The sequence below is a fragment of the Azospirillum largimobile genome, from assembly GCF_977007025.2.
In genome coordinates this window covers 1,408,723-1,427,004 of sequence record NZ_CDRMUA020000001.1, presented here as the reverse complement: position 1 = coordinate 1,427,004, position 18,282 = coordinate 1,408,723, and the positions used below count along the sequence as shown (strand labels likewise).

Sequence of the window (18,282 nt, the reverse complement as noted above, 5' to 3'; positions counted from 1 at the left end):
CTTTGCTCGTGCAGCGGACGGGCATCGCGGCAGCCGCCCTCGTCGCGGTTCTGGGAACGGCGCTGGCGTTCGACCGGCTGTTCCCGCCGCCGCTGGATAGGCTGGCCGATCTGTCGGTGACGGTCACCGACCGCAAGGGCCAGCCGTTGCGCGTCTTCACCAACGGGGCAAGGGCGTGGCGTCTGCCGGCGACGGTCGACGACGTCTCCCCATTGTTCGTCGAGTTGCTGCTGGCCTATGAGGACCGGCGGTTCGAAAGCCATGCCGGCGTCGACCCGCTGGCAGTGCTGCGCGCGGCGGCGCAGAATCTGGGGGCCGGGCGGGTGGTCTCCGGCGCCTCCACCATCACCATGCAGGTCGCCCGCCTGCTGGAGCCGCGGCCGCGCACCTTTACGGCCAAGCTGATCGAGGCGGCGCGGGCGGCGCAGTTGGAATGGCGCTACGACAAGCGCGACATCCTCGGCATGTACCTGACGCTCGCCCCCTATGGCGGCAACATCGAAGGCATCCGGGCGGCCTCGCTGATGCTGCTCGGCAAGCCGCCGGTGGAACTGGATGCGGCGGAGGCGGCGTTGCTGGTCTCGCTGCCGCAATCGCCGTCCTGGCTGCGGCCCGACCGTTATCCGGAGCGGGCGCAGGCGGCGCGCGACAAGGTGCTGGACCGGGTGGCGGAGGCGAGCGCCCTGTCGCCCAGGGCGGTGGCGGAGGCGAAGTCGCTGCCGGTGCCATCGGCGCGATTGCCCCTGCCCGCGTCAGCCCCGCATCTGGCCGACCGGTTGCGCAGCGCCAACCCCGGCCGGGCGGAAATCGCCACCACCATCGACGGCACGCTGCAGCAGGCGGTCGAAGCCCTTGGCCGCCGGGCGGCGGAGACGCTGAACCCGCAGGCCGGGCTGGCGGTACTGGTGGTGGACAACCGCGACCGTTCGGTCCTGGCCTATCTCGGCAGTCCCAATGCGCTCGACGAGACGCGGCAGGGGCCCATCGACATGGTGCGGGCGGTGCGCTCGCCGGGATCGGCGCTGAAGCCCTTCATTTATGGGCTGGGTTTCGACGACGGCATCATTCACCCGCTGACCCAGATCGCCGACGTCTCCACCCGCTTCGGCGACTGGGCGCCGCGCAATTTCGACCGCAGCTTCACCGGAGACCTGACGGTGATGGAGGCGCTGCAACGCTCCCTGAACGTGCCGGCGGTTTTGGTGCTCGACCGGGTGGGGCCGCTGCGATTCGCCGACGCGTTGCGGCGGGCCGGCGCGCGGCTCGTGCTGCCCCATGGCACGGCGCTGCCGGGCCTGCCAGTGGCCCTGGGCGGGGCGTCGATCAGCCTGTGGGACATGACGGCGCTCTACAGCGGGCTTGCCCGCGACGGGCTGGTTGCGCCTCTGCGTGCGACCAGGGACGATGGCCATAGTGCGGAGCACCGGCTGCTGTCGGCCACGGCGGCGCAGCAGGTTCGGGCGATCCTGGAAGGCTCTCCGCCGCCGCCCGGCGTGGTTCAGGCGCAGGAGCTGCGTGGCAGCGGGCCGGTGGCGCTGAAGACCGGCACCAGCTATGGCTTCCGCGACGCCTGGGCCTTCGGCGTGACCGGGCGCTATACGGTCGGCGTGTGGGTTGGCCGCCCGGACGGTACGCCCAGTCCCGACCACTACGGCCGCAACACGGCGGCGCCGCTGCTGTTCGAGGTGTTCGACCGGCTTCCGGCCGATCGTGGCCGGCCCGCCGGCCCGGTGCGCAACGAGACGCCGCCGGAACTGCTGCGCCGCCTGCGGCCCGGCGACGCCGAGGTGGCCGGTCCCCGCCAGACCGACCGGCTTCGCCTGACCTTCCCGGTCAGCGACATGGTGCTGGAAGCGCTGGGGCCGGACGGGAAGGGGGAGCCGATGACCCTGACCGCCACCGGCGGGCGGAGGCCGCTGTCCTGGCTGATCGACGGGCGCCGCATCGCCCAGTCGCCCATCGCACGCGAGGTGGTGTGGCGACCGGACGGTCCGGGGCTGGTCCGCGTTACCGTGCTCGACGCCGACGGCCGCAGCGACAGCGCGACCGTCGAGATTCGCTGAACCCTAGGACGCGCGCCGCAGACCGAACGGAGCGTCGTCGCGCTGGCTCCACACCCGCGTGCGGACCCGCATCTGCTTCTGGCAATCCACCGAGCAATAGAGCGGTGCCGGCCCCCGCGTCGACGGACGGACGAATGGACGGCCGCAGCAGGCGCAATGCAGCTGACGGGTCGCGATGTGCGGGGTGTTGGCCGGACGGGCGGAGGCGGACATGGTCACGACGAAGGTGGGTTGTTTCGGGTGAGCGCGAATATAGGGGAGCTGTGTTGCAGTTCCATGCTCGGGAAAGCTCTTAGGACTGAATGGGTAATGGGGCTGTCCGGTGGCCGGCGGCGATTGACCGCATCGGCCCGACGGCCTATCTGAAATGGCTGGGTAACAAGCGGGAGCGTTGCGGTGCCGATCTGCGTCACCGACTGGCTGCGGCGGTTGACGGGCATAGCGGGGGCGATGGCCCTGGCTATGCTCGTCCTGCTGCTGTGGCAAGGTACCGCCGTCGCCGCATGCCCGCATGACGGCGACAGCCCTTCGCCCGCGGCCATGGCGCAGCAACACCTGCAATCGGCGGCAAAGACCGACCATATCCGGTTGGTTCCGGCCCAGTCGCAAGGATCAGGCCGTCAGGAAGCAGCTCACCATGGTGTGCTGCAGCCCTGCTGCGGCGGCATGGCTTGCGCTGCCGTGACGGCGCCGCCGCCGGGGGAGGAGTTGGTCGTTCCGGTCGTGCTGGCGAGGGCGATGCCGGGTTGGCCCGCAGGACCGTTGCGCGAGGGGCAGGGAGTGCGCCCGGACCTTCCGCCACCGCGGCTGGGATGAAGCGTTCGCGTCGTCTGCGTCCGTTCAGGGCGTGACGGCGCCTTCCGCACTTTCCCCCAATTCGAAATTCCGGTGTCCGCAATGACTCTCGCGCTTTCGCGCCGCCGTCTGCTGTCGACGGCCATGGCCGGCGGCTGTGCCGCGCTGCTGCCCGCCTTTCCCCGCTCCACCCTGGCCGCCGCGCCGGTCGCGGATCAGCCCGTCCGCCTGCCTCCCGTCGGTTTGACCATCGAGCGCCGCACGCTGGACGTGAACGGCAAGGCGGCGAGCGTGTTCGGCATCCGCCAGCCCAACGGCACGCATGGACTTGTCCTCGATCCCGGACGGCGGTTTCTGGTCGATCTCGCCAACCGGGCGGGGGAAGAGGCAGTGATCCACTGGCATGGCCAGACTCCGCCCTATGCCCAGGACGGCGTGGCCGACATCAATCGCCCGACCATCCGCGACGGCGGCTCTGCGAGTTACGACTTCGCGCCGCGGACGGGCACGCACTGGATGCACTCCCACCACGGCCTGCAGGAACAATTGCTGATGGCGGCTCCATTGGTGGTCCGCAGCCCCGACGACCTCCGCGCCGACGAGCAGGAGGTGACCATCCTGCTGCACGACTTCACCTTCCGTGATCCGGCCGAGGTGCTGGCCTCGCTGACCGGGCCGGCCGGCGGGACGGGGCATGGCGGTCACGGCCAAACTGGACATGGTTCCCACGGCTCCATGGGACATGGCTCACACGGGGCCATGAATCACGGCTCCATGAATCACGGCGGGACGAATCACGGCGGGGCGGCTCATGGCTCCGCGGGGCACGCCATGTCCGGCGGCATGGCGATGGACCTCAACGACGTCGAGTATGACGCCTATCTCGCCAACGACCGCACGCTTGCGGATCCCGAGGTCGTGCGGGTGGAGCGGAGCGGCCGGGTGCGGCTGCGGGTGATCAACGGCGCCACCTCCACCGCTTTCCATCTCGATCTCGGGCGCCTGACCGGGGAGGTGGTCGCGGCGGACGGCAACCCCGTGCACCCGGTCGCCGGCAACCGCTTCGGGATCAGCATGGGGCAGCGGCTCGACATCCGGCTGACGCTGCCCTCCGAAGGCGGTGCCTTTCCGATCCTTGCCCTGCGCGAAGGCGGGGTGCAGCGGACCGGAATCGTGCTCGCCACGCCCGGCGCCGCCGTGCAGCGGTTGGCGGAACGGGGAGACGCCGCGACCGAAGCGCTCGACCTGTCGCTGGAGCGGCGGTTGGTGGCCGGGCAGTCTCTTCCAACCCGCGCAGCGGATCTGTCGGCGCGGGTGCGGCTGACCGGGTCGATGGCGCCCTATGTCTGGAGCCTGGACGACCGGACCTTCGGTGCTCATACGCCGCTGATGGTGCGCCAGGGCCAGCGGGTGGAACTGACCTTCGAGAACCCGTCGATGATGGCTCACCCGATGCACCTGCACGGCCATCATTTCCAGGTGGTGGCGATCAATGGCCGCCCGGTGGTGGGGGCGGTGCGCGACACCGTGCTGGTGCCGACGATGGGCAGCGTGACGGTGGCCTTCGACGCCGACAACCCAGGCCGCTGGCCGCTGCACTGCCACAACCTGCTGCACATGGCGACGGGGATGATGACGGAGGTGGTGGTCGAGGGGGTGGGGTGAGCGGCTGCGTTAAACCCCACCCTAACCCTCCCCCGCTCTCAGCGGACCTATGGTCCGCCTGCCGCGTCAGCACAAAGCTATGCTTTGTGCGAGAGTTGGGCGGGGGAGGGGACCAAATGCTTGTTCGGGAAAGTGGCGGCAGTCCCTCCCCCGCCCAGCGGGGGAGGTTAGGTGGGGGTCTAACGCGGCACGGAAATGCCTCCACCCCTCAATAATGCGGCGGCGGCCGGTCATCCTGCGGAGAGGCTATCGCGTATTCGGCCGCCTCGACCCGGTCGCGCATGCGCTTCAGTTGTGCGGTCAGGCGGTCGATGGTCTGGCCCTGGGCGAAGATGACCTCGGACATCTCCTCCGCCATGCGCTCGTGGTGGGCGAGGCGGCTTTCCAAGTCGGCGAGGCGCTGTTCGAGGGCGGGATCCATGGGGCACCGGTCAGACAGTGAGGAACGGGGAGGGGCCGCAAGATGGACCATTCCCCGCTTCCGGTCGAGGTGCCTTTCCGCTCACGCCATCGCCGTGGTGCCGGCCAGCCAGCCGGACAGGCCGGTCAGCAGCAGCACCGTCAAGCTCGCCAGCCGCAGGGTCGACGGCGCCATCGCCAACCCACCCATCAGCTTGTCGTTGCGCAGCAGCAACAGCATCGGGATCAGGATGAAGGGCAGGGTCAGGGCCAGAACCACCTGGCTCAAGACCAGCAGTTCATCCACCGCGCCGTCGCCGGCACTGCCCAGAACCGCCAGCGCCGGGATCAGCGAGGCGCCGCGGGTGATGAGCGCACGGGTGACGGGGCGCAGGCGCAGGTTCAGGAAGCCTTCCGTCACCATCTGGCCGGCCATGGTGCCGGTGGTGGTGGAGCTCTGTCCGGCGGCCAGCAGGGCGATGGCGAAGATCAGCGCGGCGGCCCCGCCGATGCTGCTGCCCAGCAGGGCATGCGCGTCCTCGATGCCGGGGCTGCTGCCGGTGGTGACGCCCTGGAACGCGACGGCGGCAACCGCCAGGATGGAGCCGTTGACCAAACCGGCAAGCGCCAGCGCGGTCGACAGGTCGATGGTCAGCCAGCGGGCGGCCTGTCGGCGCTCCTCCGCCGTCTTCACTTCGGCCAGCCGCGAGCGGACCAGTCCGGAGTGCAGGAACAGGTTGTGCGGCATGACGGTGGCGCCGATGATGCCCAGCGACAGGTACAGCATCTCCGGATCTCGGGCCAGTTCGATGCTCGGAACCAGCCCGGCCAGCAGGGCGCCGGGGTCGGGGCGGGCGATCACCAGCTCCCAGGCGAAGCAGACCACGACCACGCTCATCAGCGCGCCGACCACCAGCTCGGGCGCACGGCCCCTCGCACCCGGCAGGGCCAGGATGCCGAAGGTCAGCACGGCGGAGATCACCACGCCGGCCATGATCGGGATGCCGAACAGCAGCTTCAGCGCGATGGCGCTGCCCAGCAACTCGGCCAGATCGGTGGCGATCATCGCCAGTTCGGACACGGCCCACACCGCCATCGCCACCGGGCGGGGGAAGCGGTCGCGGATCAGCCGGGCCAGATCCTTGCCGGTCGCCAGCGTCAGCCGGACGATCAGCCCTTGCAGGAAGATGCCGGCCAGGCTGGCGATCAGCACCGCCGACAGCAGCGCGAATCCGAAGCTGGACCCTGCCGCGATGTCCGTCGCCCAGTTGCCCGGATCCATGTAGCCGACCGCCACCACGAAGCCGGGGCCGAGCATGGTCCAGAACCGGCGTCCGGTCGCGGGGATGCGGGATGTGGCGTCTGCGGCAATGGTGGGGGATGCGGTCTTCACGCCGGTTGCTCCTGAACGGTCCTTGGCGGCCAGAGACTTGACCGCTGATGCAAGAATGGCCGACCGGTTCGATAGTGTCCAATCGATGTACCCGAACATCACAATAGGACGCATCTATCGATATGGGGGCACTGCCGGAGCAGGTCCAGTTCAGAACAGCGGGAAAGTCACTTCGTTCGCAGCGCAGCAGTGCCATGCGGACGAATTCTGCCGGGAACCATTCGCGGTCCTCACCGTCGGCGGGGACCGAAGCGCTTGCGCGGGGCGCCGCGGAAGCCGGCGGCGGGCGGCGGTTCGCGGCGGCGGGCGCGGGAGGCGAGGGCTTCCGACAGGCATTGCCCGATGGCGTCGCGGGCGCTGCGCACGCGGTCGCGGTCTGGCAGGGCATCGGGGAATTTGCGGGATGCCCAGAAATAGAGGTCGCAGGTCCGGGACGCCGCTTCCAGCACATCGGCGGTCAGTCCGTCGAGCCGGGCCGGGATCAGGCGCGCGAGCGGCAGGCTTTCCCCCGCCTCAACCGCGTCGAGGATGGCGGCGAACACCTTGGCGTCCTCCGGCTCCTCCAGATCGGCGGGGGCGAGCAGTAACTCCAGCTTGGCGGCCAGGGCCAGCCGCCGGGCGTCCAGCATCGGCGCTGCGCGGCGCAGGGCGGACAGATCGGCCAGCCGGAAGGGGGAACCGGCAGTTGCCGCGGTGCCGAAGCAGTCCACCAGCAGGCGCGTCTCGTCGCTGTCGATATGACTGGCAAGACGAGCCAGCATGGCGCGGGTCGGGCGGACCGGCAGGGGGGCGTCGGCGCGCAGGCGGCGGTCGGGCGCCTCCAGCAGGCGTTTCAGGGTGGCGGGGGTGCCGCGGGCGATGACGCCGAAATGTCCCTCCTCGAACTGGCCGAAGCGCCCGGCGCGGCCGGCGATCTGCTTCACCTCCGTCGCGGTCAGAGGGCGGACAGCGCTGCCGTCGAACTTCTCCAGTGCGGTGAACAGCACGCGGCGGCAAGGCAGGTTGAGACCCATGCCGATGGCGTCCGTCGCCACCACCACGTCGGCCTCGCCTGACAGGAAACGCGCCGCTTCGCGCCGCCGCACCGCCGGGGCCAGCGCGCCATAGATGGCGGCGACCGACAGGCCCTGCGCCAGCAGCGTGTCGCGGACGCTGTGCACCTCGCGGCGTGAGAAGGCGATCAGGGCGTCGCCGCGCTCCACCTCCGCCCACTCCAGCCGGCGGTCGAGCATCGACAGCGGGGTCTTGCGGTCGAGTTCCACCACCTCCAACGCTTCGCCGAGATGGGCGGCGGCGCGCTCCACCAGCGGGCGGACCTCCGGCGCGCCGAGGATATAGACGGTCTCCGCCGGGACGCCCATCAGCGCGGCGGTCCAGGCCCAGCCGCGCGCCGGGTCGGCCAGCATCTGGATCTCGTCGATCACCGCGACCTCCACCGGCCGGTCGGGGTCCATCACCTCGATCGTGGAGGCGGTGTGGCGGGCGCCGGGGGTGCGGATTTCCTCCTCGCCCGTGATCAGGGTGGTGGGAGTGCCCTCGGCGTTCAGCCGCTCCATCACCTCCAGAGCCAGCAGGCGCAGCGGGGCCAGATAGACGCCGTCACGCGCCTCGCGGAGCGCGGTGATGGCGCGGTGGGTCTTGCCGGAATTGGTTGGACCGATCACCAGCACCAGCCGGCGGTTCATGCCGCGCGCCACCGGGAACAGCCGCTCGAAGCGGGAGAAATCGAAATGGCGGTCGACATAAGCCCGCCCGCGCGCCTCTGCCCGGTCGCGGCGCCACTGGTCGTACTCGCGGTCCCAGCGGTCGAGAAGCTCGTCGGCATCGGCGCGCTTGCGGGCGGCCTTTCCCAGCCGGTCGGCGAGGCTGGCGAATCCCCAGTCGGGATCGTCGCCCGCCCGCTCCGCCAGATCGCGCAGGCGGGCGGCGACGCGGGAAAGCGCATCGTCCAAGGCTGCGCGCAGCGCGGGATCATGGTCGAGCCGCGCCGACAGTTCGGCATCGGACAGGTCCGACAGGTCCAGCGCGTCGAAGGTCCGCGACACCTGCAGCCGGATCGCCGGGGACAGGCCGGGCCAGGGCAGCTCGTCGCCGCGCACGGCGCGGACACGGGTGCGGTCTTCGCAGGACAGCAATGCGGTATGGCTGCCGGTGAGCGCGCGGCGGCCCTGGGCCAGCAGCGCGTCGCGGCGATGGGCGCGGTCGATGCGGCCGGTGATCTCCAGCAGGATGGCCTCGCGCCGCTCCGCCGGGACCAGCAGATCGCGCTTTCCCTTCGGCAGCGGCAATCCAAGCGGCACCAGTCCGCGCGCCTCGGCGTCAAGCATCCGCAGCACGCCGGCGGCGCCCAGCGTCGTCACCTCCGGATGGGCGACGGCGAGGTCGTGGACCAGATGCGGGTCGGCCGGCAGCTCGGGAATCTCGTCGGTCATTGGGCCTGTCCGGAGGCGATATGGTGCAGCACGATGCCGCTGGTGGTCGCCACGTTGAGCGAATCGAAGCTGCCGGCCATCGGAATGCGAACGCTGCGGGCACGGGCCAGCAATGCCGGGGGCAGGCCCGGCCCCTCCGACCCGAACAGCAGGGCGGCGCGGCGGGGTGGCGTCAGAGCGGCCAGCGTCTCGGCACCGGCGGGGCTCAGCGCCACCGCCTCAAAGCCGAAGCGGTCGAGCAGGGCGAGCGGATCCTCCTCGGCGGCGAGCTTCGCGGTCGGCACCAGCAGGGTCGCCCCGACCGACACGCGAATCGCCTTGCGATAGAGTGGATCGCAGCAGCCGGGATCGAGGATCACCGCGTCGGCGCCGAAGGCGGCGGCATTGCGGAAGATGCCGCCCATGTTGTCATGGTTGCCGATGCCGAACAGCATCACCACGCGGGCAACCGGGCCGCAGGCGGTCAGCAGATCGGCCGCGCTTGGCACCTCGGTCTTCTCCCCCACCGCCAGGATGCCGCGATGCAGGGGAAAGCCGGCAATGCGGTCGAGCACGGCTTGCGTGGCGGTATAGACGGGCGTGCCGGTGGGCAGGGCCGCCAGCATCGGCTGCAGCGCTTCCACCCGCTTGTCGGCTATCAGCAGCGAGCGGGCGCGGTAGCGGGTGGATTGAACAAGGCTGCGCACCACCACCGCGCCTTCGGCGATGAACAGCCCGTCACGGCCGACGAGATCGCGTTCGCGCACATCGCGGTAAGACTCGATGCGCGGATCTTCGGGGTCGGTGATGGGGATGACTTGGTACGGAGGGGCGGGCAAGGAGAGCACTCGGCATCTGGGGCGTGTGCCTACTTAGTGCATATGGAGGCGGCTTTCCAATGCCGGGGCGGATAGGGCGGTGCCAATCCTCCCCTTCCGTGGGCATACCCCCTTGCCGATGCTCAAGGTCCTGCTCATGTTGCGATGCAGCATAGCTGAGCGAGGACGTGCCGACCATGACCATGATCCGCAAGCTGTGGAACCGCGTGTGCGGCAAGCCCGTGACCGCCCGGCAGGTCGGGCCGGAGGAGCCGCTGGAACTGTCGGGGCCGGGGCCGATGCTGGCCCTGCCGCCGCCGAAGCCCACGCTGGCGCTGGCGTTGCAGGGCGGCGGGGCGCATGGGGCCTTCACTTGGGGCGTGCTCGACCGGCTGCTGGAGGAGGATATCCGGATGGTCGGCGTCAGCGGCGCCAGCGCCGGGGCGATGAACGCGGCGATGCTGGTGCAGGGCTGGGCGCGGGGCGGATGCGCAGGCGCGCGGGCGGAACTGGCCAATTTCTGGGAGCGGGTGAGTGCCGCCGGCCGGCTGGGGCCGATCCGGCCCAGCGTGACCGACCGGCTGCTCGGCCGCTGGAACGTCGACCATGCGCCGGGATCGCATCTGGTGGATTGGGCGAAGCGCTGGATCACCCCCTATCAGACGCAGTCGGCGGATTTCCACCCCCTGCGCGGGTTGCTGGCCGAGATGGTGGAGCCGGAGCTGATCCGGCGGAGCGGCCTGCGGCTGTTCGTCAGCGCCACCAATGTGCGGAGCGGTGCCCTGCGCCTGTTCGACGAGACGGAGGTCGAAGTCGATCACCTGCTGGCATCGGCCTGCCTGCCGCACCTGTTCCGCGCCGTCAGGATCGACGGGCAGGACTACTGGGACGGCGGCTATCTCGCCAATCCGCCGCTGTCGCCGCTGGCGGAGGCCTGTCCCGGTGCCGACCTGCTGGTGGTTGCGATCAATCCCCTCACCTGCGCCACCACCCCGGAGGATCCGGCCGGAATCGCCGCCCGCCTGAACCAGATCACCTTCAACGCCGCGCTGCTGCAGGAACTGCGCGGCCTGTCCGCACGCACCGATGCCCCGCGCCTGCACCTGATCGATGCCGACGAGCACCTGCAGGACCTGGGCGTCTATTCCAAGCTGATGACCGACTGGACCTTCCTGAACTGGCTGCGCGACGCCGGGCGCGAGGCCGCGGGCCGCTGGGTGGAGCAGAATCTGGGCCGCGTCGGCGTGGAAAGCTCCGCCCGGTCGCCGGCCCTCGTCTGACGCTCACTCCGCCGGGTGCTGCTGCGCGTCGGGATCGGTGTGGGCGAACCAGCGCTTCATCCGGCGCGACAGGGCGTCGAGATAGGTCAGCGCCACCGGCACCACCAGCAGCGTCAGGATGGTGGAGGACAACAGGCCGCCGATCACCGCATGGGCCATCGGGGCACGCTGCTGCGCGCCCTCGCCGATGCCGAGCGCCAGCGGGATCATGCCGAAGATCATCGCGGCGGTTGTCATCACGATGGGACGCAGGCGGATGATCCCGGCCTCCACCAGCGCGTCGTGCAGGTCGGCGCCGCGCCTGCGCGCCTGATTGGCGAAATCGACCAGCAGAATGGCATTCTTGGTCACCAGCCCCATCAGCATGATGAAACCGATGGCGCTGAAGATGTTCAGCGTCGATCCCGCCACCAGAAGCCCCAGGAACACGCCGACCAGCGACAGCGGCAGCGAGGCCATGATGGCGAGCGGCTGCAGGAAGCTGCCGAACTGCGACGCCAGGATCAGGTAGATCAGGATGACGGCAAGCGCCAGCGCCTGCGCCGCGTAGCTGCTGGTCTCCGCGATGTCCTTGGTGGAGCCGCCGAAGACGATGCGGTAGCCGGGCGGCAGCTCGATCTTCGCCAATGCCGCCTGCAGCTCGCGCCCGGCGTCGCCGGCGGCGCGGCCCTGGACGTTGGCCTGGACATTCACCTCGCGCTGCAGGTCGCGACGGTTGATCTGCGAAGCGCCCAGCGTCGTCACCACCTCCGCCACCTGGGACAGCGGGATCATGCGCGGCGTGCCGTTGGCGTCTTTCCCACCGGAGAAATAGATGCGGTCGAGGTCGGCGCGGCCGGCGCGGTCGCCTTCGGGCAGGCGGACCAGCACGTCGTAGCTCTCGCCGTCCGGCGCCTTCCAGCTCGACACCGTGTCGCCGGCGAACAGCGGGCGCAGGGTGTCGGCCACCTTGGCGGTGCCGATGCCGAGGTCGCTGGCGATATCGCGCTCCAGCCGCACGGCCAACGTCGGCTTTGCCGCCTTCAGCGTGCTGTCGACATCGACGAAGCCCGGAATGGCGCGCATGGCGCCGATGACCTTCTGCGACAGACGGTCCAGTTCGGCGATGTCGCGGCCCTGCACCGACACCTGGATCTGCTTCTGCACGCCGCCGACGCCGGGAATGGAGATGCCGATGGTGACGCCGGGGATCGCCGACAGCCGTTCGCGCAGCAGCGGGGCGAGGTCGTTGGGCGACCGCTTGCGCTGCTCGATCGGGGTGTAGCGCAGATAGATGCTGCCGCGGTTGTGGCCGAAGGACACGCCGGTGTTGACGGTGCTGTAGGTGTAGGCGATCTCCGGGAATTCGCGAATCGCCGCCTCGACCTGCTTGGTCTTCGCCGTGGTGGTGGCGAGCGAGGAGCCGACGGGGGTCTCCACCTCCACGATCTGCTCGCCGAGGTCGGCGGCCGGCACGAACTCCACGCCGATGCGCGGCACCAGCAGGAAGCTGCCGAAGAAGATCGCCAGCGCCACGATCGCCACCAGCAAGCGGCGGCGCAGGCCCCAGCGCAGCAGCCGGCCGTAGCCGTGCGAGACGGCGGTGAACCCGCGTTCGAACCAAGCCGCGAAGCGCCCGAAGATGGAGCGGCCATGTTTGCCGTGCGCCGCCGGGTCGTACCACACGCTGGACAGCATGGGATCGAGCGTGAAGGACACGAACAGCGAGATCAGCACCGCGGCCGAGACGGTGATGCCGAATTGCAGGAAGAAGCGGCCGATGATGCCGCCCATGAAGGCGACCGGCAGGAACACCGCGACGATGGTCAGCGTGGTCGCCAGAACCGCCAGCCCGATCTCCGCCGTGCCGTCCAGCGCGGCCTGACGGTGGCCCTGGCCGCGGGCGAGGTGGCGCATGATGTTCTCGCGCACGACGATGGCGTCGTCGATCAGGATGCCGATGGCGAGCGACAGCGCCATCAGCGTCATCATGTTCAGCGTGAATCCCATGGCCGCCAGCATGCCGAAGGTGCCCAGCACGGCGACCGGCAGGGTCAGCGCGGTGATGACCGTGCTGCGCCAGGACCCGAGGAACACCATGACGATCAGGATGGTCAGGATGCCGCCCTCGACCAGGGTCTTCTGCACGTTGCTCAGCGAGTTGGTGATCCCGCGGGAGCTGTCGCGCACCACGGCCAGCGTCACGTCGGGCGGCAGCGAGCCGTTCGTCCGCAGATCCTGGATCGCCGCATGCAGGCCGCGCGCGACCTCCACCGTGTTGGCGCCCTGGACCTTCACCACATCGACCGCCAGCGCCGGGGCGCCGTTCAGCATGGCGGCGGAGTCCTGCTCCTCCTGCCCGTCGATCACCTCGGCGACCTGACCGAGGCGAACGGGGCTGTCGCCGCGGCGGGCGACGATCAGGTCCAGCAGGTCGCGTGGGTTGCGCACGCGCCCTTCCACCTGGATCACGCGCTCCCGTCCCTGGCCGGTGACGGTTCCGGCGGGCACGTCCTGGTTTTCGCCGGTGACGGTGGCGATCACCTCGTCGACGCCGATGGTCAGGGCCTCCAGCTTCTCCGGCTTCAGGCGCACCAGGATCTGGCGCTTCACCCCGCCGGCGATGGTGGCCTTGCCGACGCCGCGGACATTCTGCAGGCGCTTCAGGATGATCTGGTCGGTCAGCGTGGTCAGGTCGCGCAAGGACCGCAGGTCCGACGTCACCGCGATGGACAGGATCGGCTGGTCGTCCGGATTGAAGCGGGTGATCTGCGGGTCCTTCACCTCGTCCCGGAAGGTGGCGCGGATGGCCGAGACCTTTTCGCGCACGTCCTGCAGCGCCTGGACCGAGGAGGTCTTCAGGTCGAACTCCGCGATCACCACCGACTGGCCTTCGTAGGAGCGCGAAGTCAGCGTCTTGATGCCGGCGATGGTGTTGATCGCATCCTCGACCGGGCGGGTGATGTCGGTCTCCACCGTCTCCGGGCTGGCGCCGGGATAACTGGTGCTGACCACCACCACCGGGAAATCCACGTCCGGAAACAGGTCGACGCCAAGCCGGTTGTACGAGAAGAGGCCGAGCACCATCAGCGCCACCATCATCATGGTGGCGAAGACCGGGTTGTCGACGCTGATGCGGGTGATCGGCATGGCGGTGTCCGAAGATCAGGAGCCGGTGGCCGTGCCGGCGACCGCGACGGCGCGGCCGGCGGTCAGGCCGGGCAGGTTGCCGGTGACGACCCGGTCGCCCGGCGCCAGCCCCTCCACCTGCACCAGATCGCCGCGCGCCCATTGCGCAACCCGCGTGACCGGGCGGCGCATCGTGCGGCCGTCGGCGATCAGCAGAACGAACTCTCCCTCGTCGTCATGGCGGATGGCGACCGGCGGCACCGCGATGGCGCCCGCCGCCTCCGCCACCAGAACCTCGCCGCTGGCGAACATGCCGCCGCGGAGCGCACCGTCCCTGTTGTCGACCGTCACATAGACCGGGATGGCGCGCGATCCCGCCCGCGTCATCGGATTGATACGGGCGACGCGGCCGGCGAACTCCCGCTCTCCAAAACCCTCCACCCGCAGCCGTGCCGTCTGGCCGACGGCGAGCCTCGCCACCTGTTCCGCCGGGATGGTCGCCTCCACCTCGACCCGCGACAAGTCGACGATGGTGAACATCGCGGCATTCACCGCCAGATTTTCACCCGGATTGACCGAGCGGGTGGCGACCATCCCGTCGATCGGGCTGACCACCACCGCGTCGCGCAGGGCCTTGCGCGCCAGCTCCACCTGGGCCGCAAGGGCGTTCACCTGCGCCTGCTGGAAGCCGAAGCTGCTTTCCGCCTGATCCAGGCTGGTGTCGGAGACGATGTTGCTGCGGTTCAGCGTGCGGTTCTTGGCCAGCGTCTTTTCGGCCAGGACCAGCTGGGCACGGGCGCCCTCCAGATTGGCCTGCTTCTCGTTAAGGCGGGCGGCAAGTTCCACGGTCTCGAAGCGCGCCAGCACCTCCCCGCGGCGCACCGCCTGCCCCTCGCGCACCGGCACCTCGGCGAGCCTGGCCGCCACCTCCGCCTTGACCGCCGACTGCTCCATCGGAGAGACGGAGCCGCTGAGGCGGACGGTCTCGCTCAGCGCACGCGGGGCGACGGCCGTCACCTCCAGCGCCGACAGCTCCACCGGACGCTCGCCGGCGGGCACGGGCGGGGCGGCGGGTGTGGCTGCCGGCCCCTGGGTCCGCCACAGCGCCAGCCCACCGATCGCCACCAGCAGGACGACGAGCCAGCCGAGCCAGCGGAAGCGCCGCGGGCGGGGCGGGGGAGGAGCGTCGTCTTGCGGTGAAGGTCGTTGCGGCTTGAGCGGCTGAGGGGGCGGGGGAACTGTCCGTTGCGGGGCGGTCATCATGCTCGATCCAGTTCGGCCGGGCCTGCGCGGTCTTTGCTGTCTGTGACGGCAATATCGGAGCGGGTTGAGGGCGCGGCCGTCGCCCTCCATTAAGGGTGGCGCCGATGTTCCGTCAAGGTTCCCATTGTCGCGGCTTGCGACGGAACTGTCCTGCTCGAAGGGACAGCGAACATAGGCATACAGACATTTGCCGAAAATCCTAATTGCCCACTCGAGAACAAGGGATCAATAGGGCTTTTTTGGGGCATCTTCGGGACAGGATTCGGAAAACGGTCGCGTTGTCGCTTGACAGGCGTGGGCTATACATTGAAAAGCGAGCCATCTCTTGTTCTGCCCGCGCCAACAGCACGGAAACTCCCTCGTGGTCAAACTGAACCTCGCGACGATCAACGCCGCCGGAGCTATGCTGTGCCTCGCGCTCGGCCTTGCCGGCTGTGCCACCGAAGCGCCGCAGGTGCAGACGGCACCTCCTGTCGAAGCAGCCTACGTCCCCGATCCGAACGACCCGCTGTCGCGCTGGGTCCCGCTGATCCGCGAGGCGTCCCAACGCTACGATATGCCGGAGAAGTGGATCCGCGCGGTGATGATGCGGGAGAGCAACGGCCGTGCCACCAACCGCAACGGCAAGGTTCTGACCAGCTCCGCCGGGGCCATCGGCCTGATGCAGGTGATGCCCGGCACCTATGAGCTGATGCGGGCGCAATATGGCCTCGGTTCCGATCCGTCCGATCCGCGCGACAACATCATGGCCGGCACCGCTTATCTGCGCGAGATGTACGACCTGTTCGGCGCGCCGGGATTCCTTGCCGCCTACAATTGCGGACCGGGCTGCTATGCCCAGCATCTGGCCGGCAAGCAGCGCCTGCCGCGCGAGACCAAGCTGTATCTGGCCGCGCTGACCCCTGTGCTGCGCGGCTCCGCCCCCCGTGAGCCGTCGCTGGCGGCCGGCGCCGGCGCCATCGAAATCGCGGTGGTGCCGGACGACGCGCCGAAGCCGCACGGCGGGCAGCCGGTGGTCCCGGCTCCGCAGTTGTCCGAACCGCCGCCCGTCGTGGTCGCATCCGCCGAGGTTCCGCCCTCCCGCGCGGTCGAGCCGCGCCGGATGGAACCGCGCCCGGCCGAACAGAAGGCTGCGGAGCCGGTTGCAGCTCCGGTCCCGGCGGCTGCGCCGGTCGTCGTCGCGTCGCTGCCGCAACCGGCCGCCGCACCCGCTATGCCGGTCCAGGTCGCCAGTGCCGAGCCGCGCCCGGCCTCGTCGACTCACCGTGTCAGCCCGCAATTCACCACCCAAGTCGCCGAAGCCCTGCTGCCTCCGCAATCGGTCGGCAAGGGGGAGCGCGTGGTGATGCGCTTCGTCTCGCAGCGCGCAGACGGCTGCGGCAGCCTCGCCGGCCGCGACCGAGCATGTGTGGCGTTGGCGGACGCACAGTAACGGGGACGGACATAGCAAAGGCGGGCGTGCAGCCCCGTCCTGCGGTCAGGAGGGGGCGGATCGCGCATGCGATTCCGCCCTCAACCTTGAGCGGAACATTTTTTTGCCCTCTTGCGGTCGGATTTGATCCGCATCACTTACGGGTCGCCTCGTCACTGGCATAACGGTGTGATGGACCGGTCCGAACACACATCCAGCCCATATCCACCTTGCAGCTGCTGCGGGGAAGAGGTTCTGCTCGGCGAGCCCATGTACTGGACGCCGGAGCGGCCGGGACATGTCTGGCACGATCTCTGCGCCCAAAGGGAGGGACTGCTTCCGGCCAGCCCAAAGCCTGTCCGCGGCAGGCGGCGCGGCATGAAGCCGGGCACCCGGTCACAGGCCGCCGAGCCGCTGTTCTGAAGCGGCCCTGCCTGACGGGATTTTGTTCAGGTTTGCAAGCGCGCGATGATCCTCGGCAAAATGCCGGTGAGAGCCAGAGATTCGTATGCCCAGTTCAGATGGGCCTCGCGCAGTTTCTCACGGTGGCCGGGATCGCTTGCCAGCCTTTCAAGGACCCGTACCGCGTCGGATTCTTCGGTGAAGGTAAGGTCCTGCTCATACGGGCCGAAAAGTTGCGCGGCATCTGTGTGCCGCCAGCCGACCAGCAGCCCATTCCGTTTGATGATCTCCAGTGTTCTGGGAAAGACCGCGGTGTCATAGGCGAGACTGCCGAAATCCAGGCAGGCGGCTGCCGTGCCGTAAGCGTTCCTCAGGGCCGAGGACACGGGGCCCGCATCGATACCAAGGCGCTCCCAGCCATTGCCCCAGAGGGTGAATGTCTCCCCGAAGGCGTGGCGGAGGGCCGTGGCGAATCTGCGGCGGTTCTCCACCGCAAATGCAATGGTGAAGGCCCGGTTGAAGCGGAGTGTCCAGCCCGGATCCGCAGACCGCGCGGCCAATCCGCACAGATCCATCGCCTGAATCCGATTCAACTCCGGCCTTTCCATCATGATGCCGGCAACGGATGCGGCAGCTGTGGAAATTGCCGGGTCGGAGAGCTCGGGTCCGGTCGGGATGTGGTCCGGCCAGCCTTGTCCCAGATAGAGAAAGCGGTTCCGGACCAGAGCCTCGCCTTCTGCGGCATCGGCCTCACCCCTCATGGCCGCATAGGGATGGCGGACCAGCCCCGTATCGTTCAGAGACATCCAGCGCTTGTAGAGATCGGACGTGCCGTCCGCCGATCGTGCGATGTAGATCCAGCGATGGACGCCGAGCGGCTCGTAGAATACGCGCGATAAACCCATCCGGTTCGCCTGCTGCGCCGCCGCCGGACACATGCACCACATGAAGACGTTCTGCCGATCCATCCACTGATCGGCTTCCCTAACCTCCTCCACCGTTTGGGCGCCGATCTCCTCGACCGGGTGGTTCAGGCAGAGGTGGACCACCGCGGGCCGCTTGCCGAAGCTTGCGACATACGCCAGCAGCATCTCGATGGTGTCGCGCGGAATCTGGAAGAGGTTCAGTACGAACAGGGCATCGATGGGACGATCGATGATGTCCTGCGAGATGTCCGGCAGGGCCAGCACCGATTCATGACCAAGGTCGATCAGTGCAGCATGGGTTGACCACAGGACTTCGGAGGTGCCGTGGCCACACAGGAGGAAACGCAC

13 protein-coding genes are annotated in these 18,282 nt (G+C 69.3%); 5 read left to right on the top strand and 8 right to left on the bottom strand.

All coding sequences use genetic code 11. The annotated features are described in order from the left end of the window. Window positions 1-8 precede the first annotated feature (8 nt). Entirely contained in the window at window positions 9-2,063 is a 2,055-nt protein-coding gene (gene pbpC, locus ACWPKK_RS06595) for a penicillin-binding protein 1C (RefSeq protein WP_452002042.1), read from the top strand. Window positions 2,064-2,066: 3 nt separating this feature from the next. Here pbpC and ACWPKK_RS06590 read toward each other — a convergent pair whose 3' ends face one another. Beyond that, complete coding sequence (locus ACWPKK_RS06590; RefSeq protein ID WP_324871978.1) at window positions 2,067-2,276, bottom strand: hypothetical protein; 210 nt, start codon at window positions 2,274-2,276, stop codon at window positions 2,067-2,069. A 183-nt stretch (window positions 2,277-2,459) separates the two neighbouring features. On the opposite strand from ACWPKK_RS06590, the gene ACWPKK_RS06585 reads away from it, so the two are divergent. Next, window positions 2,460-2,879 (top strand): hypothetical protein, encoded by a 420-nt coding sequence (locus tag ACWPKK_RS06585; RefSeq protein WP_452002039.1) that lies wholly within the window; start codon window positions 2,460-2,462, stop codon window positions 2,877-2,879. Window positions 2,880-2,960: 81 nt separating this feature from the next. After that, complete coding sequence (locus ACWPKK_RS06580; RefSeq protein WP_452002036.1) at window positions 2,961-4,523, top strand: multicopper oxidase family protein; 1,563 nt, start codon at window positions 2,961-2,963, stop codon at window positions 4,521-4,523. A gap of 208 nt (window positions 4,524-4,731) precedes the next feature. Here the strand turns inward: ACWPKK_RS06580 and ACWPKK_RS06575 are convergent, their stop codons facing one another. The 4 genes from ACWPKK_RS06575 to ACWPKK_RS06560 all read right to left on the bottom strand — a co-directional run bounded on the left by ACWPKK_RS06575 (window position 4,732) and on the right by ACWPKK_RS06560 (window position 9,565). Beyond that, a complete protein-coding gene (locus tag ACWPKK_RS06575) occupies window positions 4,732-4,944 on the bottom strand; it encodes a SlyX family protein (RefSeq protein ID WP_085089623.1) in 213 nt (70 codons plus the stop codon). 81 nt (window positions 4,945-5,025) lie between these two features. Then, entirely contained in the window at window positions 5,026-6,315 is a 1,290-nt protein-coding gene (locus tag ACWPKK_RS06570; RefSeq protein ID WP_452002032.1) for an Nramp family divalent metal transporter, read from the bottom strand. Between the two features lie 230 nt (window positions 6,316-6,545). After that, entirely contained in the window at window positions 6,546-8,747 is a 2,202-nt protein-coding gene (locus tag ACWPKK_RS06565; RefSeq protein WP_452002029.1) for a helicase-related protein, read from the bottom strand. Beyond that, window positions 8,744-9,565: a TrmH family RNA methyltransferase gene (locus ACWPKK_RS06560; RefSeq protein WP_452002027.1), complete on the bottom strand. Its 822-nt coding sequence runs from the start codon at window positions 9,563-9,565 to the stop codon at window positions 8,744-8,746. The genes ACWPKK_RS06565 and ACWPKK_RS06560 overlap by 4 nt, the downstream gene beginning before the upstream one ends. 176 nt (window positions 9,566-9,741) lie before the next feature. Here ACWPKK_RS06560 and ACWPKK_RS06555 point away from each other — a divergent pair, with 176 nt between their 5' ends. Next, window positions 9,742-10,824, top strand: coding sequence for a patatin-like phospholipase family protein (locus tag ACWPKK_RS06555; protein ID WP_452002024.1), 1,083 nt, complete (start codon window positions 9,742-9,744; stop codon window positions 10,822-10,824). Between the two features lie 3 nt (window positions 10,825-10,827). Here ACWPKK_RS06555 and ACWPKK_RS06550 read toward each other — a convergent pair whose 3' ends face one another. Then, window positions 10,828-13,953: an efflux RND transporter permease subunit gene (locus tag ACWPKK_RS06550; RefSeq protein ID WP_452002022.1), complete on the bottom strand. Its 3,126-nt coding sequence runs from the start codon at window positions 13,951-13,953 to the stop codon at window positions 10,828-10,830. Window positions 13,954-13,968: 15 nt separating this feature from the next. Further along, a complete protein-coding gene (locus ACWPKK_RS06545; RefSeq protein ID WP_452002019.1) occupies window positions 13,969-15,195 on the bottom strand; it encodes an efflux RND transporter periplasmic adaptor subunit in 1,227 nt (408 codons plus the stop codon). A gap of 361 nt (window positions 15,196-15,556) precedes the next feature. On the opposite strand from ACWPKK_RS06545, the gene ACWPKK_RS06540 reads away from it, so the two are divergent. Continuing rightward, on the top strand, window positions 15,557-16,627 hold the full coding sequence (locus tag ACWPKK_RS06540; RefSeq protein WP_452002016.1) for a lytic transglycosylase domain-containing protein: 1,071 nt from the start codon (window positions 15,557-15,559) through the stop codon (window positions 16,625-16,627). Between the two features lie 428 nt (window positions 16,628-17,055). Here ACWPKK_RS06540 and ACWPKK_RS06535 read toward each other — a convergent pair whose 3' ends face one another. Then, window positions 17,056-18,282 carry a glycosyltransferase family protein gene (locus ACWPKK_RS06535; protein WP_452002013.1) on the bottom strand — a complete coding sequence of 409 codons (1,227 nt, stop codon included), beginning with the start codon at window positions 18,280-18,282 and terminating at the stop codon, window positions 17,056-17,058.